The following is a 21,719-nucleotide window of genomic DNA, read 5'->3' as shown; positions in this document are numbered from 1 at the left end:
CAACCGCAGCGTCAATGACCGCTTTCAGACTTGATGAGGCATGTAAGATGCGACTTAACATCATGCTTCCCATCGACCGGCTCGGTACCTGCCCATGGCTGCACTTGACCTTCTCGACCGTCGCCTCATCGACAGCTATCAGCGCGGCCTGCCGATCTGTGAGCGGCCCTACGCCGCCATGGCAGAGCAGCTTGGTGTGAGCGAAGCCGAGGTGGTTGCGCGACTGCAGGCCCTGCAGGACGAGCAGGTACTGAGCCGGGTAGGCCCGGTCTTCGATCACGCCCGGGCCGGCGCCAGCCTGCTGGCGGCGGTGGCGGTGCCGGAAACGCAGCGTGACGAGGCGGCCGAGGTGATCAATCGCTCTGCCGGCGTCAATCACAACTATGCCCGTGAGCATCGCTATAACCTCTGGTTCGTGATGACCGCTGCCGACGAAGGGCAACTGGAAGCGCGGCTCGATGCACTGGAAGCCGAGTTGGGCCAGCCGCTGCTGCGCCTGCCGATGCTCGAGGGCTTCCATATCGACCTGGGGTTTCCCATTCCCTGGGCCGAGCTGGAGGGCGCATGAGTCACGTATCGCACGAACCAGTTCCCTGCACCGACGCTGAGCGTCGCCTGCGTGCCCTGCTCGAGCGAGGCCTGCCGATCAACCCGCGCCCCTGGCTCGCGCTTGGCGAGCAGTGCGGGATGAGCGAGAGCGAGGTCATGGCCTGTGTGTACCGCTGGCAGGCAGAGGGACTGATCAAGCGCATGGGCCTGGTGGTCAAGCATCATGCCTTGGGTATCTCTGCCAATGCCATGGTGGTCTGGAACGTACCCGACGAGGCGGTGGGTGAGCTGGGAAGGCGCCTGGCAGCCGAGCCCGCGGTGACGCTCTGCTATCGCCGTCCGCGCCGGTTGCCCGACTGGCCCTACAACCTGTTCTGCATGATTCATGGCACTCGTCGCGACCGGGTTCTGGCCGCGCTGGACGAGATCGTCGAGCGCCAGGCGTTGCAGGCCATTCCCCACCGCGTGCTGTTCAGCCTCAAGGCCTACAAGCAGCGCGGGGGACGCTACACCCGAGAGGACGATAGTCATGATCGCAGAACGCCTCAGCCGGCCTGAGCCGGCGGAGCTGGACGCCGCCGACCGGCGCATCATCAATCGCCTGCAGGATGGCCTGCCGCTGGTCGAGGCGCCCTTTGCCGCCGTGGCGGCGGAAATCGACCTGAGCGAGGGTGAACTGCTCTATCGGCTCGAACGACTGCGGGACAGCGGCGTGCTCAGCCGCTTCGGCCCCATGTACCACGCCGAGCGACTGGGAGGCGGCCTCACTCTGGCGGCGCTGGAAGTGCCGGAGGCCGACTTCGAGCGCGTCACCGCGGCGGTCAACGCTTTCCCGGAGGTGGCCCACAACTACCGTCGCGAGCACCGTCTCAACATGTGGTTCGTGCTGGCAACCGAAACGCCGGAAGGCATCGCCGAGGCGATCGAGGCAATCGAGGCGGCCACCGGCCTGCCGGTCTTCAACATGCCCAAGCAGGAGGAATTCCATGTCCGTCTCCACCTGCCCGTCTGAAGCCAATGCCGCCACGCCAGCGCCGGGTGGCCTGGACGCCGTCGACCGCGCCATCGTACTGGCCACCCAGGCCGGCCTGCCGCTGGTACCCGATCCCTGGAGCGCCGTGGGCAAGCCGCTGGGTATCGACGGGGAAGAGGTGCGCCAGCGCATGCAGCGCATGCAGGCATCCGGGATCATCCGTCGCATTGCCGCAGTGCCCAACCACTACCGGCTGGGTTACCTGGCCAACGGCATGACCGTATGGGATGTGGATGACGCCCATATCGACCGCCTGGGCCGCGTAGTGGGGACGTTGCCGGGAGTCAGCCACTGCTATCGTCGGCCTCGCCACCTGCCGGAATGGCCCTACAACCTGTTCGCCATGCTGCATGGCCAGACCCACGCCGATGTCGAGCGCCAGGCCGATGAGCTTCGCTCCCTGCTCGGTGACGCCTGCCGGGATCATCGCATTCTCTACAGCTCACGCATTCTCAAGAAGACCGGCCTGCGACTGGCCGGCCGGTCCGACAGGCAGGCCTAGGTAGAGCCAAGGCGCGCCGCTAGAGGAGTTTCCCATGTTCAGAGTTACCCGCTACATCAAGTCCCTGGTAGAGCCCACTCCGGTGCCGCCGGCGCGCAAGCCGCCGGGGCCGGTGGTGATCTGGAACCTGATCCGTCGCTGCAACCTGACCTGCAAGCACTGCTACACCACGTCGGCGGACATTGATTTTGCCGGTGAGCTCTCCAACGCCGAGGCGCATGCGGTGCTCGATGACCTGCAGCGCTTCCGGGTACCGGCGCTGATCCTCTCCGGGGGCGAGCCGTTGATGCGACCCGATATCTTCGAGCTGTCGCGTCGGGCGCGGGAGCTGGGCATCTATACCGGGCTATCCACCAACGGCACCCTGATCGATGAGTCCAACATCGACGAGATCGCCGACATCGGCTACGACTACGTCGGCATCAGCATCGATGGCCTGGAGGAGACCCACGACGTGATCCGCCAGCGCAAGGGCGCCTTCCGCGAGTCGATGCACGCGGTGAAGCTGTGCAAGGAGCGCGGCATCAAGGTGGGGCTGCGCTTCACCCTGACCCAGCAGAACTATGAGCAGCTCGGTGACATCCTGGCGCTGATCGACGAACACGACGTCGACAAGTTCTACCTCTCGCACCTCAACTACGGCGGGCGCGGCCACCGCCATGGCAAGCACGATGCCTGGCACCAGATGACCCGCGACGCCATGACCCAGCTGTTCGACCACTGCCGGGCGGAGCTGGCACGCGGCGTCGAGCGCGAGTACGTCACCGGCAACAACGATGCCGACGGCCCCTTCCTGTTGATGTGGGCACGCGAGCACTTCCCGGAGCAGGCCGAGGCCCTGGAGCAGCGGCTGACCAACTGGGGGGGCAACGCCTCCGGTGAACACATCGCCAATATCGACAACCTCGGCAATGTCCACCCGGACACCTTCTGGTGGGATCACACCCTCGGCAACGTCCGCGAGCGGCCGTTCTCCGAGATCTGGCGTGACACGCAGGACCCTCTGATGCAGGGCTTTCGTCAGCGGCCACGGCCGCTCAAGGGGCGCTGCGCAGAATGCCGCTATCTTCCGATCTGCAACGGCAACACCCGTGTGCGGGCATGGAAGGTTACCGGCGACCCCTGGGAAGAGGATCCCGGCTGCTACCTCAGCAACGAGGAGATTGGCGTCGAGGACAGTCGCCAGCGCCGTGTCGCAGCACCCTACGATGCCATCCAGAGCATCGAGCTGTAGGCCTTCACACAGAATCAGAAAGATGACCGTTGACGCTTCGGGGAGAGGCCGACCATGATCACACATCGCCATTCGCGAAACCTGAGCTTCGACCTCGATGAGGCGCCCTTGGCGTCCGGCGAGGTTGCCATCGTGGGAGCCGGCCCCGGCGACCCCGGCCTGTTGACCCTGCGCGCCCTGTCGCTGCTGCAGCAGGCCGACTGCCTGGTCTTCGACCGGCTGGTATCCCAGGAAGTGCTGGCCCTGGCGTCGGCCTCTGCGCGTCGCTATTACGTCGGCAAGGCCTCGCGCTGCCACGCCCTGACCCAGGATGAGACCAACGCCTTGCTCGTGCGCCTGGCGGGTGAGGGCAAGCGGGTCCTGCGCCTCAAGGGCGGCGACCCCTACATCTTCGGCCGTGGCGGCGAGGAGGCCGAGTACCTGATCGAGCACGGGGTCGGCTTTCGCGTGGTGCCGGGCATCACCTCGGCGTCTGGCTGCTCCACCTACTCCGGCTTTCCGCTCACCCACCGGGACTTTGCCCAGAGCGTCACCTTCGTCACCGGCCACTGCAAGGCGGATAATGCACTGGACCTCAACTGGGCCGCCCTGGCGGTGCCCAACCACACCGCTGTTTTCTACATGGGCCTGGCCAATGCCGGATTGATCAGCCGCGAGCTACAGCGCAATGGCCTGCCGGCTTCGCATCCAGTCGCCCTGGTCGAGCGCGGCACCACGCCCCAGCAGCGCCATGTGCTGGCCACGCTGGGTGACGTGGTCGAGGTCATCGAGCAGGAAAACTTCCAGCCGCCTACCCTGATCGTCGTTGGCGAGGTGGTGCGCCTGGCCGACACCCTGGCGCCGGCCATGACACGGATGACGCGACGCGACGCCGAGGCGGTCACCGGCGCGAATAGCGACAGCGCTGATGCCCCGGCGGAAATGGGGAGGATGGCGCTGTGATACGACCCTCGCTGCTGTTCGGTGCCCTGCTGGGCGTGGCCATTCCGGTCCTGCCAGCCGTCGCCGATGAGCCCGACCCCAGCATGCTCTACAACCACCACTGTGCGATCTGTCATGGTGTCAGCCGGTTGGGGGGCATTGGCCCCGCGCTGCTACCCGACAACCTCTCGCGGCTAAAGCAGGACGAGGCCTTCGAGGTGATCCACGATGGGCGCATTGCCACCCAGATGCCCGCCTACGGCGAACTGCTGGACGAGGCCGAGATCGCTGCCCTGGCAGAGTGGATCTTCGAGGCGCCGGAGGTGGAGCCGAGTTGGACAGAGGAAGACATCCTGGCCAGCCATGACGTTCGCCACGCCTATGGCACCCTGCCCGACGAGCCGGTGTTCGAGGTCGAGGATCTCAAGAACCTGTTCATCGTGGTGGAGATCGGTGATCACCACGTCAGCCTGCTCGACGGCGACAAGTTCGAGCGCATCACTCGCTTCCCCAGCCGCTATGCGCTGCACGGCGGACCCAAGTACACGCCGGACGGCCGCTACGTCTACTTCGGCTCCCGGGATGGCTGGGTGACCAAGTACGACATCTACAATCTCGAGGTAACCGCCGAGGTGCGTGCCGGCATCAATATGCGCAACATCGCCGTCTCCGCCGACGGCAATTATGTGCTGGCCGGCAACTACCTGCCCCACTCGCTGGTGCTGCTGGATGCCCGTGACCTCGACCTGATCGCCACCATCCCGGTGGAGGGCCTCAACGGCGACACGTCACGGGTCAGCGCCGTCTATACCGCGCCGCCGCGCAACAGTTTCGTCGCCGCCCTGCGCGATATTCCCGAGGTGTGGGAGATCCGCTGGCCCGAGGAGCGGGCAGACGGCGACGAGACCATCGTCGGCGACTTCGCCCTGCACCGCATGGAGGCGCCGGACTACCTGGACGACTTCTTCTTCGACATGGAGTACCGCTATATCGTGGGTGCGGCTCGCGGTGGCCAGGGCGGCCAGGTGTTCGACATGGACGAGGAGGTCAAGGTCGCCGACCTGCCGCTGGAAGGCATGCCGCACCTGGGCGCCGGCATCACCTGGGAGCTGGACGGGCGACGCGTCATGGCGATTCCGCACATCGACAAGGGGCAGGTCTCGGTCTTCGACATGACCGACTGGTCGCTGATCACCCATATCGAGACCGACGGCCCCGGCTTCTTCATGCGCAGCCACGAAAACTCGCCCTACGCCTGGGTGGACGTCTTCTTCGGCCCCAACCACGACCGCATCCACGTGATCGACAAGCAGAGCCTGGAGATCGTCGAGACACTGATCCCCGAGCCGGGCAAGACCGCCGCCCACGTGGAGTTCGACCGCCGCGGCGAAACCCTGCTATTGAGCATCTGGGACGACGACGGCTACCTGCTGTGGCTCGACGCCAACACCCTGGAGGAACTGGGCCGCATGCCGATGAAGCGCCCCTCGGGCAAGTACAATGTGTGGAACAAGACACAGTACGAGGAAGGCACGAGCCATTAGGAACCATTAAAAAAACCTGATTACGCATAAAACTCAGCAGGCGCCTGGTGGAGAAAGCAGCTGTTGGAGCGCTCGGTTCGGCGCTCCGAGTCCCCATCGCGACTGGCGCCGATAGGCGCCTCGGCGGAGGCTGAAAGATTGGCCCGATGGCTGATCAAGGTGAGTAATCAGGTAGAAAGAAGCATTCTTGATACCGGTCATGGTGCTGCCCGGTTCAAGCGCAGACAATGGCGTTATCCAAGCGTTTGAGTCGGGTATGCCACCATGAAATCTGCTTCTTCAGCACCGCAAGCTGCATCCGGCCTGACGCGTCTCCCCGTGGCGCGTCTCGCCTTTCGCCCCTTCTTCCTGTTGGCATCGCTGTTCAGCGTGCTGTCACTGATCGTGTGGTTCGCCTTCTGGCATGGGGATATCCTGCTGCGGCCCCATGGTGGGCTGATGTGGTGGCACCAGCACGAGATGATCTTCGGCTTCGGCGCCGCGGTGGTGGTGGGCTTCCTGCTGACGGCGGTACAGAACTGGACCGGCCGGCCCAGCGTGAGGGGCGCTCCGTTGCTGGGCCTGGTGGGCCTCTGGCTGGCGGCACGCGTGCTGCTGGCCTACCCGATGGGCCTGCCGGCCTGGCTGCTGATGCTGCTCGACGTGGCCTTCCTGCCGCTGGCGGCCCTGGTGATGGGGCGGCTGGTGGTGGCGGCCCGGCTGTGGCGCAACCTGATGTTCGTGCCGGTCTTGCTGCTGCTTGCCCTGGCCAACCTGGCCATGCATCTCGGTGTCACCCAGGGCAAGCTGCACCTGATTCGCGAGGGCGGCTACCTGGGCGTGCTGCTGATTGCCATGCTGATGGTCCTGCTCGGCGGCCGCGTCATCCCCTTCTTTACCTCGCTCAAGCTGGGCCGGCCCAAGGCAACAGCGATGGCCTGGCTGGAGGCGCTTGCCGTGGGGTCGACGCTCGGCGTGGTGTTGTTGCAGCTGCTGGTCCTGTTCGGTGTGCCGATGCCGGCGGAGTTGCTGGCGCTGGTCATGCTGGTGGCGGCGGCGGCCAATCTCGTGCGGCTGGCACGCTGGGAGGGGTATCGCACCCTTCACGAACCGCTGCTCTGGGGCCTGCACATCAGCTATGCCTTCGTTTCCGTGGGGCTGTTGATGTGGGCGATGGCGCTGATGGGGGCCTTCCGCGTCGAGCTGGCGCTGCACGCCCTGGCCATTGGCGGTATTGCCGCCATGATGCTGGCCATGATGTCGCGGGTTTCGCTGGGTCACACCGGGCGCACGATTCGTACCCTGCCGGGCATCGGTGTGGGTCTGGGTCTGATGTTCGCCGGTGCGTTGCTGCGCTCGCCGGTACTGGCGATGTTCCCGCAGATCACCCACTGGACCTATAACCTCAGTATCCTGTTCTGGTGTATCGCCTATCTGATCTTCCTGATCCATTACACCCTGCCGTTGCTGAGTGCCAGGGTGGACGGGAAGGATGGCTGAGGGAGCTGGGCAGTGATCGAGCACTATTTCCTGATTAAGCACCTGCACATGACAACGGCGGGACTGAGTCTCGCCTTCTTCATCCTGCGGGCCTGGTGGTCGGTGCGCGAAGCGCCGATCCTGCAGCGGCGCTGGGTGAAGGTCGTGCCCCACGTCAACGACACCCTGCTGCTCACGCTAGGCATCCTGCTGATGGTGATGCTGTCGATGTGGCCGCAGCACCACCCCTGGCTTGCCGCAAAGATCCTCGCGCTGTTGGGTTATATCGTGCTGGGAACGGTAGCAATCAAGCGCGGGCGCACGCCGCTGGCTCGGGGCGTGGCGGCCGTGGCGGCGGTAGCGATTTTTCTCTACATGCTGGGTACGGCCGTATTCAAGGATCCCCTCTGGTTTGTCATGATGTGGTCATGATCAACGCGCCAGGCTTCTATACAATGAGCCTGACACACACGACAAGACGAGGAAAAACCGCATGGCCAATCAAGATCTTCCCTCCGGTGCCGGCAAGGTTGCGGATGACTATCCCGAGGTATGGCAGGCCTTTGCCTCGTTGGGCAAGGCGTGTGCCGAAGCTGGCCCGCTGGATGCCCGTACCCGGCGGCTGGTGAAGCTGGCACTGGCGGTAGGTAGCGGTTCCGAAGGTGCCGTTCATTCCCACATGCGGCGAGCCATGGATGAGGGTATCGAGCCTGAGGCGCTCAAGCAGGTCGCGATGCTGGCGATTCCGACCCTGGGGCTTCCCGGTGGCGTGGCGGCATTGACCTGGATCGAGGACATCACCGACGGCAGAGAATAAACGACTGCGCGGACGAAGGACCGTTGTTGCACGGTGCTCGGAATCCTCACCTATACCCCATAGGCTCCGGTTCCTGCGCGCCGTGCGCCTAGCCCTTCATTCCGCTCGTTCGTTTCTCTACCCTACCTATATACTCTGGCTCTCGGCCCGCCATGCGACATCTGACCGCAAGCTTTTCCCTCCCGTTATACCGCTTCTTCCTCGCCTCTTTGCTCAGCATTTGACGAAGGTCAATGCCGGTCCCGACACCGGGCTGTAACCTAAAGATGCACCAAAAATGCATGTTTAAAGGGGTGGGACTGATCGATCATGATCGCAGGTCCCTTGAAAAGCCACACGAGCGAGGGGGGAAAGGCCCATGACCGAAGGCCTCACCAAGGCGGCGGCGCGTAATATATTTTACGGCGGCTCGCTATTCTTCTTCCTGCTGTTTGCCGCGCTGACGGCTCACAGTCACTTCTATATCGTCAACACGTCGACCCAGCCCATGACGGACTCCGTCAGGATGGGGAAGCATGTCTGGGAAGAGCACAACTGCATCAACTGTCACACCATTCTCGGCGAAGGCTCTTACTTCGCGCCTGAAGTGGGTAATGTCTGGACGCGCTTCGGTGGCCACGACAACCCCGAGGGAGCTCGCATGGCTCTCGAAGCCTGGATGAACGCCCAGCCGACCGGCGCACCTGGTCGTCGCCAGATGCCCGCCTTCGACATCAACGATGAAGAAATGCAGGCCCTGATCGACTTCCTGGAGTGGACCGATTCCATCGACACCCAGGGCTGGCCGCCGCATCCGGCCGGCTGATCCGGATTCCAGGAACCAAGGAGAGTCGAACCGATGAAATACGAAACGCAGAAGGTGGCCTTACCCTTCTTCATGGTGGCCATGGCGCTATTCGCGCTACAGATCGTCTTCGGGCTGGCGGCGGCGGCGGCTTACGTCTGGCCGCACTTCATGTCCGAAGCCATGCCGTTCCACATTACCCGTACGAGTCATACCAACCTGCTGATCGTCTGGTTGCTGATCGGCTTCATGGGTTGTACCTACTATTTGATGCCGGAAGAGGCCGAGAACGAGATCTACAGCCCCAACCTGGCCTATTTCCAGCTGGCGCTGTTCGCCATCGCCGGTGCCGGCGCGCTGATCAGCTATCAGTTCGGCATTCATGAAGGTCGTCACTACCTCGAGCAGCCGCTATGGGCGAAGGTGGTGATAACGGTCTCCTTCCTGATGTTCCTGTTCAATACCAGCTTGACCATGCTCAAGGGGCGCAGAACCGCTATCAATATGGTGCTGATGCTCGGCCTGTGGCTGGCGGCGGTATTCTGGCTGTTTGCCTTCTACAATCCCGACAACCTGGCGTTGGACAAGCTGTGGTGGTGGTGGATCGTCCACATCTGGGTGGAAGGCGTGTGGGAACTGATCATGGCCGCACTGCTTGGCTATCTGCTGATCAAGATGACCGGCGTCGACCGCGAAGTGATCGAGAAGTGGCTCTACGTCATCGTCGGCCTGGCGCTGTTCTCCGGGCTACTGGGCACCGGCCACCACTACTACTGGATCGGCACACCGGCCTACTGGCAGCCGATCGGCAGTATCTTCTCCACCCTCGAGGTGATTCCGTTCTTCGCCATGGTGGTGTTCGCCTTCTACATGTTCTGGAAGGGCAGCCGCAATCACCCGAACAAGGCCGCCATGCTCTGGACCCTGGGCAGTGCCGCCGTGGCCTTCTTCGGCGCAGGCGTGTGGGGCTTCATGCACACCCTGTCGTGGATCAACTACTACACCCACGGCACTCAGATCACCGCGGCCCACGGCCACCTGGCCTTCTACGGCGCCTACGTGATGCTGGTACTGGGTGTCATCACCTACGCCATGCCGCAGCTGCGTCGTGTGCAGCCCTATAACCAGGTGCTGAACATGTGGGCGTTCTGGATCATGACCTCGGCCATGTGGTTCATGACCTTCACCCTGACCTTCGCAGGCGTCGTCCAGACTCACCTGCAGCGGGTGCTCGGCATGAACTTCATGCAGATCCAGGAGCAGCTCGAGCTGTTCTACATCATGCGCTTCGGTACCGGTATCTTCGTGGGTATCGCTGCCCTGATGTTCATCTACGCTGTGTTCGCCCCGGCGCGTGAGCAGGTGCCTGCCACCAGCCGCCCGCTGACCGCCAACGAGTGATAGATCCTCGGTGGGGTGCGCCTCGCGCTCCACCGAGACTTCCCCTGGAGTTAACGCCATGTCTCATACCGCTACCGCCCCGGCAGCCGTTCATGACCTCGAGCGGGACCTGCCCTACTACGAACCGGTCGGCAACGAATGCGCGCTTTTCGAGCAGGCGTACGAACAGCGGCTGCCGCTGCTGCTCAAGGGACCGACCGGCTGTGGCAAGACCCGCTTCGTCAGCCACATGGCGGCCAAGCTGGGCCGCCCGCTGTTCACCGTTTCCTGTCACGATGATCTCACCGCTGCTGACCTCACCGGCCGCTACCTGCTGCAGGGTGGCGAGACCCGCTGGGTCGACGGCCCCCTGACCCGGGCCGTGCGCGAAGGCGGCATCTGCTATCTCGACGAGGTGGTGGAAGCGCGCAAGGATGTCACCGTGGTGCTTCACCCCTTGACCGATGATCGACGCATGCTGCCGCTGGAGCGTACCGGCGAGCTGCTCGAGGCACCCAAGGATTTCATGCTGGTGGTCTCCTACAACCCGGGCTATCAGCACATTCTCAAGTCACTCAAGCCGAGTACCCGCCAGCGCTTCGTGGCGATGTCCTTCGACTTCCCGCCCCCCCGGGTGGAGTGTGACATCGTTTCCCGCGAGAGCGGCCTGTCCCATGAGCGGTGCGCCGCCCTGGTGAATCTGGCGGCCCGGCTGCGCGAACTCAAGGGCCAGGACCTGGAAGAGGGCGTTTCCACCCGTCTGCTGGTCTACTGCGCCACGCTGATCAACGCCGGCATGCCGATCCTGGAGGCGACCCGTGCCACCCTGGTCGAGCCGCTTTCCGACGACCTGGACGTTCAGGAAGGGTTGATGGAAGCAATACAGGCCACATTCGGCTAGGCCCTCCGCACAAGAGGCCCCGGGGTGCTGGCCTGAGAGGAGGTCCTACGCCAGGGATTGGCGTCGGTAGCGTACAGGGATGTATTCACAGCGCCTCCTCGATGGCCCAGCGGCCCGGGGCCGGACGACTGGCCCAGCGCTTCCTATAATGGAGATTTGCCATGCTGCACTTTCTCGAAGTCGAGGAATTCGTCGGCCGCCATTGGCACCGCTGGGCGTCCAGTGCGGCCAGTTATCAGCGCTATCCGGAAGCGGCCGTGAGCCTGGAAGACCTGCGCCATGTACTGGGCGTCTTCTTTCGTGCCAGCGGCGGCGAGGCCGGTGTCGAGGTCGCCGCCATCGTCGCGCGCAGCTCCCAGCACCGCCTGTCGCTACGCCAGCGCCTGGGCTTCGACGACGAGGCCATCGACCAGGCGCGTCGCGACGAAGAGAACCTGCTGCTGCCCCCCACGCTGGATGTCTTCCCGGATGCAGCGCTCAACCGGGATCTCTACTTCTGGCTGGTCGCCTATCTGGCCGTGGCGCAGCGCCCGGTGGCCAAGCACGACCCGCTGCGTGACGATCTCTCCCGGTTGAGGGAGTCCGTGCGTGCCCGCGATGCGGCACTGGCCCGCTTCCCGGGGCTTGCCGAACGCTATCGCCGGCTCTGCCTGGGGCTGCTCATCGTGCGACCGGAGCGCAAGCGGTTGCCGCCGATGGAACAGGCGCTGGAATCGACCCTGCGCGTATTGCTGGGAGAAGAGCTCGAGCTGGAAGGCTGGGCCGCCGCCATGCATCGGGCAGTCTGCGATCCAGCCGCTTCCCTGAAAGACTTCCGCGCGCCGCGGGGCTACCGTCCACCGCTGCCGGTGCCCCTGTGGGGCCAGGTGGTGGAACTGGGCACCGGTTCAACCCGCGCCGACGAGGAGAGCGACCCCCACGAGGAGGGCACCACCAACAGCCCCCAGACGGTGAGCGACGGCAAGCGCAAGGCCGAACGCAAGACCCAGGACCAGACCGAGCGCGACGACCCGCTGGTCGCCAACCGCTTCGAGAAAATGCTCTCCTGGACCGAGATGGTCAACCTCAATCGACTGGTCGAGGACAACGAGGACGAGGAAGCCAAGCGCGCCGCCGAGCAGATGGAGGAGATCATCCTGAGCCCGCACAAGCAGCGGGCGGCTACGCGCATCAAGGTCGACCTCGACCTGCCGCCGGACGAGGTGCTGGGCGATCGGCTGCGCGGCAAGCACGCCTACGCCGAGTGGAACTACCGCAAGCAGATCTACCTGCCCGACCACTGCCTGGTGCATACCGAACTGCAGAGCGAGGAGGGCGAGCAGTGGGAGCCCGATGCCGCCACCCATCGGCGTATCCGCCGGGTGCGTCGTGAGTTCGAGGCCCTGCGTCCGCGGCGCGAGATGCTTCGCGGGCAGCTCGACGGCAGCGAACTGGACATGGATGCGGTGATCCGCTCGCGCTGTGACCTGGCTGCCACCGGCGAGTCCAGCGACCGACTCTATCAGGCGACCCGGCAGCAGGCCCGTGACCTGGCTGTCTCGATCCTGGTCGACGTCTCGCTTTCCACCGATGCCTGGCTGGAGGACCGCCGGGTGCTCGATGTGGAGAAAGAGGCGCTGCTGGTGCTGGGCCACGGCCTGGCCGGCTGCGGCGACGACTATTCCATCCACTGCTTCACCTCGCATCGCCGCCAGAAGGTCTGGGTCAACACCCTGAAAACCTTCGAGGAGACCATGAGCGAACGAGTGGCGCGGCGAATCTCGGCGTTGAAGCCGGGGCACTACACCCGCATGGGGCCGGCGATCCGCCACGTGGCACAGGAGCTGGCCAAGCGTCCCAACCGTCACCGGCTGCTGCTGGTGATCACTGACGGCAAGCCCAACGACACTGACTACTACGAGGGTCGCTACGGTATCGAGGACACCCGCAAGGCGGTGCTCGAGGCGCGCCAGCAGGAGGTGCGGGTCTTCGGTGTGACCGTCGACAGCGAGGCCCATCAGTATGTCTCGCGCCTGTTCGGCCGCGGCAGCTACGCCATCGTCAACCGTCCCGAACACCTGGCCCAGGCGCTGCCGGGCATCTATCGTCAGATCATCGGTAGCTGAGAGAGGACTCCACATGACCCTGACAATGAGCCGTCCCGTCATGGCAACGCTGTTCGGCGTGATCGCGGCCTTCGTCGTGCTGACGCCGCTGGTCTGGCTGATCAACACCCGTGACTGGGGTATCTTCCTGATGCTGCTGGCGCCCTTCGTGATCTATGGCCTGATCCACGCCGGTCGCCGGCTGGCGGAGTGGGCCGATCCGCCCCCGCCGCCACCCGACGATGAGTGAAACGTCGTTCAAGACAGCATAAGACCGACGCCGGCCCCCAGGGCCGGCGTCATTGCGTTCATCGGGAGTCGTGCGTAGTTGAGCTCGCAGAAGCTCGGGGGAATTGGCTGCCCGGCTTCAGTCGCCCAGCTGTGCCAGCAGGTAGCCTGATGCCACCAGCAGCAGCGTGAACAGCACCAGGCCGATAAAGGCGCCCCGCCAGGCGGCACTGGCATCGCGCAGGCCGAGATAGGTCATCAGCACCTGGTGGGCCTTGAAGGCGGTGCTGAGCAACAGCAGGCCTGCGGACCACATCGGTAGCGCCTGCAGGCGGGCATCGCCGCCGAGCTGGGCCGAGAACATGGTGATCAGCGTCAGTCCCATCAATACCGCCCAGGTGATCAGCAGCCTACGGGTAGCGGGGGGCAGGGTGGCAAGGCGCGTCGGCATGGTCACCTCAGCAGGTAGATGATGGGATAGAGCAGGATCCAGATCAGGTCGACCATGTGCCAGAAGGCGGCGGCGGTCTCCACGTTGTCGTGGGAGATGCGCCACGCCACCAGGGCGATCAGCCCCAGGCCGAAAAGCACGTGGGCGAAGTGAAAGCCGGTCAGCAGGTAGTAGAAGGTAAAGAAGGTGTTGGTCTCGGGCATCAGGCCCTGGCCGAGCTTGTCGGCGTACTCCATCACCTTGACCACGCAGAACACCACGCCGAGGGCGAAGGCCCCGGCCAGCCACTGACGGCAGCGGCGCCTGTCGCCTTGTCCAATGGCCTGAACAGCCAGGGCGGCGAACAGCCCGCTGGTCAGCAGTACCAGGGTGTTGATGCCACCGGCCACCGGGTCGAGCATCTGCTGGGAGGCATCGAACACCTCCCGTTCGCCGATCCTGAGCCAGGCGAAGAGCCCGAAGAAAGCGGCGAAGACCACCATCTCGCTCAGGATCAACACCCACATCAGCGGGTTGCCGGGAAGTGCCGAAAGCGGCCCCCAGCCCGGATTGGGCAGCGGCCGCTGCTGGGTGGTCTCGTGCTGCTGTGCCACTCAGCCCTCCGGGGCGATGGGCGTTCGGTCGAACTCGGCGCGCACGGCCGGAGTGGTCAGCTTCCAGCCCGCCCAGGCGAACAGCGCCACCAGCACGGTCGCGACCATGATCAGCAGGCTGAGCGCGCCGACCAGTCCAGCCACCGGGTTGCCGGGATTCACGGCATCGGTGATGGCAGCGTCCGGCAGAAAGCCGAAGGTCATTGGCGTCAATGCGGCGGCGCCGAACACGCCGACGAAGCCGGCCGACATCAGGCCGACAAAGGCGGGGCGGGCCCAGGGTCGGCGTAGCAGCAGTGCTACGGCCAGCACCAGTGTGGCCAGTGAACCGATCATCATCAGCACGGCAAGCCCACCGCTGCGCTCGATCAGCCAGGCCACGCCGCCGGTCAGCCCGCCGCTACCGGCCTCGACGCCCAGCGAGGCCACGATGGCGTCACCGGGCAGCAGGGGCAGGGTCATCAGCGCCAGTACCAGCAGCGAGAAGGCGATAAAGCCCAAGGCAATACCGGTAACGGCGAGGGAGCGAGGGGGCGCCGAGCGAGAATAGTACGTAGCCGTATGCATTTGCAGCTCCATGACGAATCAATCGTCCAATGTGACGGTGGCGCCACCGAACAGCAGACTACGGGGCGCATCGATGGCGCGGTTGTTCATCAGCCTGTTGATGCCGACCCCACAGCGGCCCATGGTCCAGCCCAGGCAGGCGGTAAAGAAGCCGTAGCCCAGGGTCCAGGAGACCCAGGAGGGCGCGCCGATCACCCCAAGCAGGTTCCAGGCCGCCAGCGCAGCGGCGCCGCCCAGGGCGCCCAGCCAGAAGGTGCGGGTCTGGAACAGCAGGTGGCTATTGATCCAGTCGGCGTTGTTGCGACGAAAAAGGTGTGCGACCAGCATGCCGATCGGCCCAGTCACCACGGTCATCACGCTGCCCAGGTAGAGCACGTAGACAGTGGCCGCTACGCCCTTGCCACGCGTGTCGGCCGTGGGGGCTTGTTCGACGGTTGTTCGGGTATCGAGGGACGACGTGGAGGACATCGGCTACCTCCTGGTTAAGCCATGTGTTTGAACAAATATGCAGGATACCACTATGCCCTCTGGTGCCGGCTTCGTCCTTGTCGTGGATCAAAACTCCCACCGCCTTGCACCGGTATCGAGCGAATCAATCGGCCTCTGCTGCCGGCTTGCGGATGACCGTGGCCTGGTGGTGCTCATCGCGGGTGAAGACCGGAGCCCGCCGCTCGGTCCACCACATCCAGACGATGGAGACCAGGGTCACGCCGAAGCAGAGCATCCACACCGAGGTGGCCACGCCGGTAAAGTCCACCAGCAGACCGAACAGGATCGGCAGCAGAAAGCCACCCACGCCGCCGGCCAGCCCGACAATGCCGGAAACGAGGCCGAGGTTGCGGTCGTACTCGTCCGACAGGTACTTGAACACCGAGGCCTTGCCGATACCCCAGGCGATGCCCACCACGAACAGGGCAAGTGTGAACAGCCAGATGGGAATGCCGAAGCTGAACTCCAGACGGGAGCCGTCGACCTGTTGCACGGCGTACTGGGTATGGGGGTAGGACATGATGAACAGGGCGACCAGGCTGGCCCACATGCAGGACCAGGTGACGGAGTGGGCGCCGAAGCGATCGGAGAGCCAGCCGCCGAAGGCGCGGATGACACCCGACGGCAGCACGAAGATGGTGGCGATCAGGGCGGCGAGCTGTATGCCCATGCCATATTCGTTCATGTAGTAGCGGGTGAGCCACAGCGAGACGCCCACATAGCCGCCGAAGACCACCGAGTAGTACTGGCAGTACTTCCACACCTTGGGGTCGTTCAGCACGGCGACCTGCTCGCGCAGGGTGGGGCGGTTGGCATTACGGTGGCTCGGGTCCGAGAAGGTGAAGAACCAGAAGATCAGGGCGGTGATCAGCATGATGGCCGCGTACAGGTTGGGCACCGCCTGCCAGCCGAGCACGATGATCACCGTGGGGGCCACGAACTTGGTCACGGCGGCACCGGCGTTGCCGGCGCCGAAGATCCCCATGGCCAGCCCCTGGCGGTCGCGTTCGAACCACTTGGCGGTATAGGTGATACCCACCGAGAAACCGCCACCGGCCAGGCCGATCACGGCGCCCAGCATCAGCAGTTGCCAGTACTGGGTGGCGAACTGCACCGCCCAGATCGCCGGCACCGTGGTCAGCATCAGCGCCATGAAGACGGGGCGGCCGCCCATGCGGTCGGTCATGGCGCCCAGCGGTAGCCGCACCAGCGAGCCGGTCAGGATGGGAACGGCGGCCAGGATGCCGAACTGGGTGTCGCTCAGCCCCAGCTCCTCGGCAATGGGCACGCCGATCTCGCCGAACATGGTCCACACCATGAAGCACATGGTGAAGGCGAAGGTGTTGGCGGTCAGTACCGAGTACTGCTTGAAACGCGGCGAAGCCATGGAATCTCCCGATGAAAGGGGCGGTTCGGTTTTTGCCTTCAGCCAGAAGCTGGAAAGCCAAAAGGGCAGCGATCGCCTTGGCGACCGCTGCCCGGCTGCAGTCGGATCAACCCTGCTGCGGCTTGGCCTGTGTCTTGGCCAGCTCCTGCTCCTCGATCATGCGGTCGACGGAGGAGACGTAGTACTCCTCATCGAAAGCCCCCTCCGGCTCCTTCAGCCAGATCAGGCAGATCAGCCAGCTGAGGAAGGCGCCGCCGGCGATGATGTAGAAGAACTGGGTGGGTGTGACGAAGGTGAAGATCGTCAGGTAGACCACCGCCCCCACGTTGCCGTAGGCACCGGCCATGCCCGAGATCTGGCCAGTGATACGGCGCTTGATCGAGGGAATGATGCCGAAGGTGGCGCCCTCCGCCCCCTGGACGAAGAAGGAGGTGAAAATGGTGATGGCGATGGCGATGACCAGCGGCCAGCTGGAGTTGAGCAGGCCCATCATCACGAAGCCGATACCGATGCCGAACATGTAACTGAGCATCACGAAGCGACGGTTGCCCATGCGATCCGATACCAGTCCGCCCATGGGGCGTGCCACCAGGTTCACGAAGGCGAAGGAGGCGGCGATCATGCCCGCCGTGGCGGCATTCAGTCCCCAGGTTTCCTCGAAGAACATCGGTAGCATGGAGACCACCGCCAGTTCGGCGCCGAAGTTGGCGAAGTAGGTGCTGTTGAGGGCGGCCACGCTGCTGAATGGATACTTGTCGTCTTCCGGCACCCCCTTCTTCAGGATCGGCACGTTGACCCGCAGGATCTGCACGACCTGATAGATGATGACGGCGACGATGATCAGGTAGCAGATCACGGCGGCGGTCACCGACATGTAGCCCATGTTCTGGATGCGCCATACCAGGATGCCCAGGCAGCCCACCAGCGGGATGGTCCAGATGATCAGCTTGATCATGTCGCCCCAGGTGCTGACTTCCATGGCCATGGCTTTGCGCGGCTTGCGGTGTGCGCGAGCATCGGGACCATCGGTGATGGCGAACCAGTAGTAGACCCCGTAGGCGGCCATCACGATGGCGCTCTGGGCGATGGCCCAGCGCCAGCCGTCCTCGCCGCCGAACATGGTGATGGCGATGGTGGGCAGGGTCATGGCGGCGGCGGCGGAGCCGAAATTGCCCCAGCCGGCGTAGAAGCCCTCGGCGAAGCCGATGTCCTTGGGTTTGAACCAAAGGGCGGTCATGTGGATGCCGACCACGAAGCTGGCGCCGATGGAGCTCAGTACCAGGCGTGAGACCAGCAGCTGGGACATGGTGTTGCCGAAGGCAAATACCAGTGCCGGGATCGACATGCTGACCATCAGTACCGAGAACACTCGGCGCGGGCCGAAGCGGTCCAGGGCCATGCCGACGATGATGCGGGCGGGAATGGTCAGGGCCACGTTGGCGATGGCGAACAGGCGGATATCGTCCCGGGTCAACCAGTCGACGCTTTTCAGCATGCTCGACGCCAGGGGCGCCATGTTGAACCAGACGTAGAAGGTGATGAAGAAAGCGATCCAGGTCAGGTGAAGGGCCCTGATCTCAGGACTGCGAACCTTGAAGACGGCGGATACTTTCATGGTCGTATCATCCCGAAAGAGTAAAAGTGACAGCGATGAGTGACGGCAGTGATGAGTGATGGCGATACCCGGCTCATGGGCTGGGCAGTATCAACAGCGGACACTCGACGCGCCGGGCCAGGAAGGAGCTGACGCTGCCGAAGGTCATGTAGTCGAGCTCGTCCACGAAGTAGCTCAGCGACTGGGCGATGATGCCGCCGTCGGGCTTGTTGCTGTGACGGGCGATGACCAGCACGTCGGGCTGATGCTTCTGGGTGGCGCGCAGGATCATCTTGCGTGGGTCGCCTTCGGCCAGGATCCAGTCGACATCGAATTCCTCGCGGGTGGCGAAATCGGCGCCCTCCTTGAGGGCGGCCTTCAGCTCCTCGTACTCCTCCTGAAACAGGTCCTCGTTGGCATCGGTGGCGTCGCGGGGGTTCTCCGCCACGCCCACCAGCACCAGGGTGGGAGCGTTGCAGCGAAACAGGCTGACGGTCTGGGCCAGGGCCAGCTTGGCGTTTCGCGAGCCGTCATAGGCGATCATGACTTTCATGACATCCCTCCGGAGAAGGCAAGGTAGGGGGTGTGCTCCGGCGTGACACCGGAGCACGGATGCTCGAATCAGGGATTCTTCACGTAGGCGTTGGGGCGCAGGTAGAACCACCAGTTGATCACCAGGCACACCGCGTAGAAGATCGCGAAGCCGTACATGGCGAGCTCGGGGGTGCCGGCCTGGATCTGCTCGCCCATCACCCGCGGGGCGATGAAGGCGCCGTAGGCGGCCACGGCGGAGGTCCAGCCCAGCACCGGCCCCTTCTGGTGCTGATCGAAGATCACGCCGATGGTGCGGAAGGTGGAGCCGTTGCCGATGCCGCTGGCGGCGAACAGGATCACGAACAGCAGCATGAACACGGCGAAGTAGCTGTTCGGGTCGGTGGAGTTGTAGGCCAGCATCATCACGTAGCCGGTGACGGCGGAAGCCACGACCATGACCACCGAGATCACCTGGGTGACAATGGAGCCACCCACCTTGTCGGAGACCCAGCCGCCGATGGGGCGAATCAGGGCGCCGACGAAGGGGCCGATCCAGGCCCAGGTCAGGGCGCTGGGGCCGTCGGGGTTGGCTACGCGGGTCACGCTGCCGTCGGCGGCCACTTCCATCATGTTGCCGAAGATGACGTTGATCGAGAGCGGCAGCGCGGCTGAGAAGCCGATGAAGGAGCCGAAGGTCAGGATATAGAGAATGGTCATCGACCAGGTGTGCTTGTTCGAGAAGATCGCGAACTGCTTCTGGATATTGGGCTTGATTTCACCCGGGATCAGGCGCATCAGCACCAGAGTCAGCACGATGGTCAGCGGCAGGGCGAGCCACATGCCCAGCAGGTTGAGGGCAAACATGCCGATGATAGCTGCGACGGCGCCCACGGCGTAGAGGCCGAGGATCTTGCCGAAGGCCTGCATCGGCGTGCCGGGATTCGGGGTAATGGGGCGCAGATTGTTCATGCCGAACCAGCCGGCAAAGGCCAGCGGAATCAGGAACAGCAGCCAGACGAAGCCGGCGTTCTGGATCCAGGTTTCGGTACCCGCCTCGATGCGCCCGATCAGGGTGCCGCTGGAACTCTGCAGCTCCATGGAGCCGCCGGCGAGGGCGCCGAAGATACCCACGGTCATCACCAGCGGAATCAGAATCTGCATGGTGGTGACGCCGAAGTTGCCCAGGCCCGCATTCATGCCCAGGGCGTAGCCCTGCTGCTTCTTGGGGTAGAAGGTCGAGATGTTGCTCATCGAGGCGGCGAAGTTACCGCCGCCGATACCCGAGAGCAGCGCCAGGGCCTGGAAGACCCACAGCGGCGTGTCGGGGTTCATCAGCGCGACCCCGGTGCCGAAGGCGGGGATCATCAACAGCGCGGTGGTCAGGAAGACGGTGTTGCGCCCGCCGGCGATGCGGATCATGAACGAGGCGGGAATGCGCAGCGTTGCACCGGAGAGGCCGGCCAGGGCGGTCAGGGTGAACAGCTCCCCCACGGTGAAGGGGAAGCCGAGGTTCTGCATCTGGGTGGTGATCATGCCCCACATCATCCAGACGGCGAACCCCATCAGCAGGCTGGGGATGGAGATCCACAGGTTGCGGTTGGCGATCTTCTTGCCGCTGCGTTGCCAGAATTCATCGTTCTCGATATCCCAATGTTCGATATCGCTGTTCGTCTTGCCCGACTTCACGACAGGACCCCCGATATCGGCATCTGTCTTGGCCATGTTGATTCCCCCTAGGTGGCTCTGCTGAACCCGGCTTGAGACCTCTGGCCTGACCGGGATCAATTCAGGTTCGTATGGCGCAAAGATACGCCGCGCATAAGGGGGGCGAAACAGGCTGAAAATGCTGGAAAATCAGGGGAATACCACTTGAGGGGTAGCGGGGGTATTTTAATAAATTGCTGTTTTAAAAGAATAAATAAATTATCGAGAAAAGAAAAAGGCGCCGTTTCGGCGCCTTGAAGTCTTTGGAGGTATCCACACAGAACCGGTCTTGTCCCCCCTACCGGTCGATGCCTTCCTGCACCGCCCACACCGCCGCTTCGACTCGCGAGCGCAGGTTGAGCTTCTTCAGCAGGTGCTTGACGTGGACCTTGACGGTGCCCTCGGTGATATCGAGCTTGCGTGCGATCAGCTTGTTGGAAAGGCCGGCGGCCAGCTCGCGCAGGATCTCGCGCTCGCGCTGGGTCAGGCTGTGGATATCCGGGGTGGCCGGCGCCGAGCGCTGGTTGCGCAGCGCCTCGGCGAGAAGTGCGGTGAGGCTTTCACTCACCACCATTCGGCCCAGCGCCACCTGGCGCAGCTGGCGCACCATTTCTTCGGGCTCCATGTCCTTGAGCAGGTAACCGTCGGCACCGCCGCGCAGCGCGGCGACCAGGTCCTCTTCATGGTCGGAAACGGTAAACATCACCACACGTCCGGCGAACCCCTCGTCCCGCAGCCGCTTGAGGGTCTGGATGCCGTCCATCTCTGGCATGTTGAGGTCGAGAAGCACCATGTCCGGGTCAAGTTCGATGGCCAGGCGCACGCCTTCCTGGGGTACGCCGGTGTCGCCGATCAGCAGCAGGTCATCCTCCAGCTCCAGTAGTTGCGCCACGCCGCGGCGCAACAGCGGGTGGTCATCGATGATCAGGATACTGGCGGGGGTCTCGTTGATTGGCTGGCCCATA

24 protein-coding genes are annotated in these 21,719 nt (G+C 64.0%); 15 read left to right on the top strand and 9 right to left on the bottom strand.

What is annotated here, in order from left to right:
• The first annotated feature begins 94 nt into the window (after positions 1–94).
• The 15 genes from KZO25_RS11340 (at position 95) to KZO25_RS11270 (ending at position 13,457) form a co-directional block, all read left to right on the top strand.
• On the top strand, positions 95–568 hold the full coding sequence (locus KZO25_RS11340; RefSeq protein ID WP_066447619.1) for an AsnC family transcriptional regulator: 474 nt from the start codon (positions 95–97) through the stop codon (positions 566–568).
• Positions 565–1,107, top strand: a complete 543-nt coding sequence (locus KZO25_RS11335; protein ID WP_223137042.1) for an Lrp/AsnC family transcriptional regulator — start codon at positions 565–567, stop codon at positions 1,105–1,107. Before KZO25_RS11340 ends, KZO25_RS11335 begins: the two co-directional genes overlap by 4 nt.
• Positions 1,079–1,561 carry an Lrp/AsnC family transcriptional regulator gene (locus KZO25_RS11330; protein ID WP_066447624.1) on the top strand — a complete coding sequence of 161 codons (483 nt, stop codon included), beginning with the start codon at positions 1,079–1,081 and terminating at the stop codon, positions 1,559–1,561. Before KZO25_RS11335 ends, KZO25_RS11330 begins: the two co-directional genes overlap by 29 nt.
• On the top strand, positions 1,536–2,084 hold the full coding sequence (locus KZO25_RS11325) for an Lrp/AsnC family transcriptional regulator (RefSeq protein WP_223137041.1): 549 nt from the start codon (positions 1,536–1,538) through the stop codon (positions 2,082–2,084). The genes KZO25_RS11330 and KZO25_RS11325 overlap by 26 nt, the downstream gene beginning before the upstream one ends.
• 34 nt (positions 2,085–2,118) lie before the next feature.
• Positions 2,119–3,318, top strand: coding sequence for a heme d1 biosynthesis radical SAM protein NirJ (nirJ, locus tag KZO25_RS11320; protein WP_223137040.1), 1,200 nt, complete (start codon positions 2,119–2,121; stop codon positions 3,316–3,318).
• Between the two features lie 54 nt (positions 3,319–3,372).
• Positions 3,373–4,260, top strand: coding sequence for a uroporphyrinogen-III C-methyltransferase (gene cobA, locus KZO25_RS11315; protein WP_223137039.1), 888 nt, complete (start codon positions 3,373–3,375; stop codon positions 4,258–4,260).
• The gene (locus KZO25_RS11310; protein ID WP_316935693.1) at positions 4,257–5,783 is read left to right on the top strand and encodes a cytochrome D1 domain-containing protein; all 1,527 of its coding nucleotides are present in this window, start codon (positions 4,257–4,259) and stop codon (positions 5,781–5,783) included. The genes cobA and KZO25_RS11310 overlap by 4 nt, the downstream gene beginning before the upstream one ends.
• Before the next feature lie 264 nt (positions 5,784–6,047).
• Complete coding sequence (locus KZO25_RS11305) at positions 6,048–7,262, top strand: NnrS family protein (RefSeq protein ID WP_223137038.1); 1,215 nt, start codon at positions 6,048–6,050, stop codon at positions 7,260–7,262.
• Between the two features lie 15 nt (positions 7,263–7,277).
• Positions 7,278–7,673: a SirB2 family protein gene (locus KZO25_RS11300; RefSeq protein ID WP_066452289.1), complete on the top strand. Its 396-nt coding sequence runs from the start codon at positions 7,278–7,280 to the stop codon at positions 7,671–7,673.
• A gap of 61 nt (positions 7,674–7,734) precedes the next feature.
• A complete protein-coding gene (locus KZO25_RS11295; protein ID WP_066447635.1) occupies positions 7,735–8,058 on the top strand; it encodes a carboxymuconolactone decarboxylase family protein in 324 nt (107 codons plus the stop codon).
• A 358-nt stretch (positions 8,059–8,416) separates the two neighbouring features.
• Positions 8,417–8,863 (top strand): c-type cytochrome, encoded by a 447-nt coding sequence (locus tag KZO25_RS11290; RefSeq protein WP_066447638.1) that lies wholly within the window; start codon positions 8,417–8,419, stop codon positions 8,861–8,863.
• A 33-nt stretch (positions 8,864–8,896) separates the two neighbouring features.
• Entirely contained in the window at positions 8,897–10,243 is a 1,347-nt protein-coding gene (locus tag KZO25_RS11285; RefSeq protein WP_066447641.1) for a cbb3-type cytochrome c oxidase subunit I, read from the top strand.
• Positions 10,244–10,301: 58 nt separating this feature from the next.
• A complete protein-coding gene (locus tag KZO25_RS11280; protein ID WP_066447643.1) occupies positions 10,302–11,123 on the top strand; it encodes a CbbQ/NirQ/NorQ/GpvN family protein in 822 nt (273 codons plus the stop codon).
• A gap of 161 nt (positions 11,124–11,284) precedes the next feature.
• Positions 11,285–13,228 carry a nitric oxide reductase activation protein NorD gene (locus tag KZO25_RS11275; protein WP_066447647.1) on the top strand — a complete coding sequence of 648 codons (1,944 nt, stop codon included), beginning with the start codon at positions 11,285–11,287 and terminating at the stop codon, positions 13,226–13,228.
• Positions 13,229–13,241: 13 nt separating this feature from the next.
• On the top strand, positions 13,242–13,457 hold the full coding sequence (locus KZO25_RS11270; protein ID WP_235588977.1) for a hypothetical protein: 216 nt from the start codon (positions 13,242–13,244) through the stop codon (positions 13,455–13,457).
• 117 nt (positions 13,458–13,574) lie between these two features.
• Here KZO25_RS11270 and KZO25_RS11265 read toward each other — a convergent pair whose 3' ends face one another.
• From KZO25_RS11265 to narL, 9 genes are all read right to left on the bottom strand, one after another.
• The gene (locus KZO25_RS11265; RefSeq protein ID WP_066447651.1) at positions 13,575–13,886 is read right to left on the bottom strand and encodes a cytochrome C oxidase subunit IV family protein; all 312 of its coding nucleotides are present in this window, start codon (positions 13,884–13,886) and stop codon (positions 13,575–13,577) included.
• A gap of 2 nt (positions 13,887–13,888) precedes the next feature.
• Positions 13,889–14,479 carry a cytochrome c oxidase subunit 3 family protein gene (locus KZO25_RS11260; protein ID WP_066447653.1) on the bottom strand — a complete coding sequence of 197 codons (591 nt, stop codon included), beginning with the start codon at positions 14,477–14,479 and terminating at the stop codon, positions 13,889–13,891.
• Positions 14,480–15,046, bottom strand: coding sequence for a hypothetical protein (locus KZO25_RS11255; protein WP_066447656.1), 567 nt, complete (start codon positions 15,044–15,046; stop codon positions 14,480–14,482).
• 18 nt (positions 15,047–15,064) lie between these two features.
• On the bottom strand, positions 15,065–15,514 hold the full coding sequence (locus KZO25_RS11250; RefSeq protein WP_223137037.1) for a hypothetical protein: 450 nt from the start codon (positions 15,512–15,514) through the stop codon (positions 15,065–15,067).
• A gap of 124 nt (positions 15,515–15,638) precedes the next feature.
• The gene (locus KZO25_RS11245) at positions 15,639–16,922 is read right to left on the bottom strand and encodes an MFS transporter (RefSeq protein WP_066447661.1); all 1,284 of its coding nucleotides are present in this window, start codon (positions 16,920–16,922) and stop codon (positions 15,639–15,641) included.
• 106 nt (positions 16,923–17,028) lie between these two features.
• Complete coding sequence (locus tag KZO25_RS11240) at positions 17,029–18,537, bottom strand: MFS transporter (protein WP_066447663.1); 1,509 nt, start codon at positions 18,535–18,537, stop codon at positions 17,029–17,031.
• A 73-nt stretch (positions 18,538–18,610) separates the two neighbouring features.
• Positions 18,611–19,069: a universal stress protein gene (locus KZO25_RS11235; RefSeq protein WP_066447665.1), complete on the bottom strand. Its 459-nt coding sequence runs from the start codon at positions 19,067–19,069 to the stop codon at positions 18,611–18,613.
• A gap of 68 nt (positions 19,070–19,137) precedes the next feature.
• Positions 19,138–20,772, bottom strand: a complete 1,635-nt coding sequence (locus tag KZO25_RS11230; protein ID WP_223137036.1) for an antiporter — start codon at positions 20,770–20,772, stop codon at positions 19,138–19,140.
• Between the two features lie 280 nt (positions 20,773–21,052).
• A complete protein-coding gene (gene narL / locus KZO25_RS11225) occupies positions 21,053–21,718 on the bottom strand; it encodes a two-component system response regulator NarL (protein WP_066447669.1) in 666 nt (221 codons plus the stop codon).
• Position 21,719: the final 1 nt, after the last annotated feature.

The organism is Halomonas sp. ANAO-440 (assembly GCF_019915905.1).
GTDB lineage: Bacteria > Pseudomonadota > Gammaproteobacteria > Pseudomonadales > Halomonadaceae > Halomonas > Halomonas chromatireducens.
The sequence above is the reverse complement of the archived record's forward strand: the minus strand, read 5'-3'. Positions and strand labels throughout refer to the sequence as shown.

Bases quoted from the DNA above. Each gene is read 5' to 3' on its own strand.
- KZO25_RS11340 (WP_066447619.1), top strand. From the start codon at position 95: ATGGCTGCACTTGACCTTCTCGACCGTCGCCTCATCGACAGCTATCAG.
- KZO25_RS11335 (WP_223137042.1), top strand. From the start codon at position 565: ATGAGTCACGTATCGCACGAACCAGTTCCCTGCACCGACGCTGAGCGT.
- KZO25_RS11330 (WP_066447624.1), top strand. From the start codon at position 1,079: ATGATCGCAGAACGCCTCAGCCGGCCTGAGCCGGCGGAGCTGGACGCC.
- KZO25_RS11325 (WP_223137041.1), top strand. From the start codon at position 1,536: ATGTCCGTCTCCACCTGCCCGTCTGAAGCCAATGCCGCCACGCCAGCG.
- nirJ (WP_223137040.1), top strand. From the start codon at position 2,119: ATGTTCAGAGTTACCCGCTACATCAAGTCCCTGGTAGAGCCCACTCCG.
- cobA (WP_223137039.1), top strand. From the start codon at position 3,373: ATGATCACACATCGCCATTCGCGAAACCTGAGCTTCGACCTCGATGAG.
- KZO25_RS11305 (WP_223137038.1), top strand. From the start codon at position 6,048: ATGAAATCTGCTTCTTCAGCACCGCAAGCTGCATCCGGCCTGACGCGT.
- KZO25_RS11295 (WP_066447635.1), top strand. From the start codon at position 7,735: ATGGCCAATCAAGATCTTCCCTCCGGTGCCGGCAAGGTTGCGGATGAC.
- KZO25_RS11290 (WP_066447638.1), top strand. From the start codon at position 8,417: ATGACCGAAGGCCTCACCAAGGCGGCGGCGCGTAATATATTTTACGGC.
- KZO25_RS11285 (WP_066447641.1), top strand. From the start codon at position 8,897: ATGAAATACGAAACGCAGAAGGTGGCCTTACCCTTCTTCATGGTGGCC.
- KZO25_RS11280 (WP_066447643.1), top strand. From the start codon at position 10,302: ATGTCTCATACCGCTACCGCCCCGGCAGCCGTTCATGACCTCGAGCGG.
- KZO25_RS11275 (WP_066447647.1), top strand. From the start codon at position 11,285: ATGCTGCACTTTCTCGAAGTCGAGGAATTCGTCGGCCGCCATTGGCAC.
- KZO25_RS11270 (WP_235588977.1), top strand. From the start codon at position 13,242: ATGACCCTGACAATGAGCCGTCCCGTCATGGCAACGCTGTTCGGCGTG.
- KZO25_RS11265 (WP_066447651.1), bottom strand. From the start codon at position 13,886: ATGCCGACGCGCCTTGCCACCCTGCCCCCCGCTACCCGTAGGCTGCTG.
- KZO25_RS11255 (WP_066447656.1), bottom strand. From the start codon at position 15,046: ATGCATACGGCTACGTACTATTCTCGCTCGGCGCCCCCTCGCTCCCTC.
- KZO25_RS11250 (WP_223137037.1), bottom strand. From the start codon at position 15,514: ATGTCCTCCACGTCGTCCCTCGATACCCGAACAACCGTCGAACAAGCC.
- KZO25_RS11245 (WP_066447661.1), bottom strand. From the start codon at position 16,922: ATGGCTTCGCCGCGTTTCAAGCAGTACTCGGTACTGACCGCCAACACC.
- KZO25_RS11240 (WP_066447663.1), bottom strand. From the start codon at position 18,537: ATGAAAGTATCCGCCGTCTTCAAGGTTCGCAGTCCTGAGATCAGGGCC.
- KZO25_RS11235 (WP_066447665.1), bottom strand. From the start codon at position 19,069: ATGAAAGTCATGATCGCCTATGACGGCTCGCGAAACGCCAAGCTGGCC.
- KZO25_RS11230 (WP_223137036.1), bottom strand. From the start codon at position 20,772: ATGGCCAAGACAGATGCCGATATCGGGGGTCCTGTCGTGAAGTCGGGC.
- narL (WP_066447669.1), bottom strand. From the start codon at position 21,718: ATGGGCCAGCCAATCAACGAGACCCCCGCCAGTATCCTGATCATCGAT.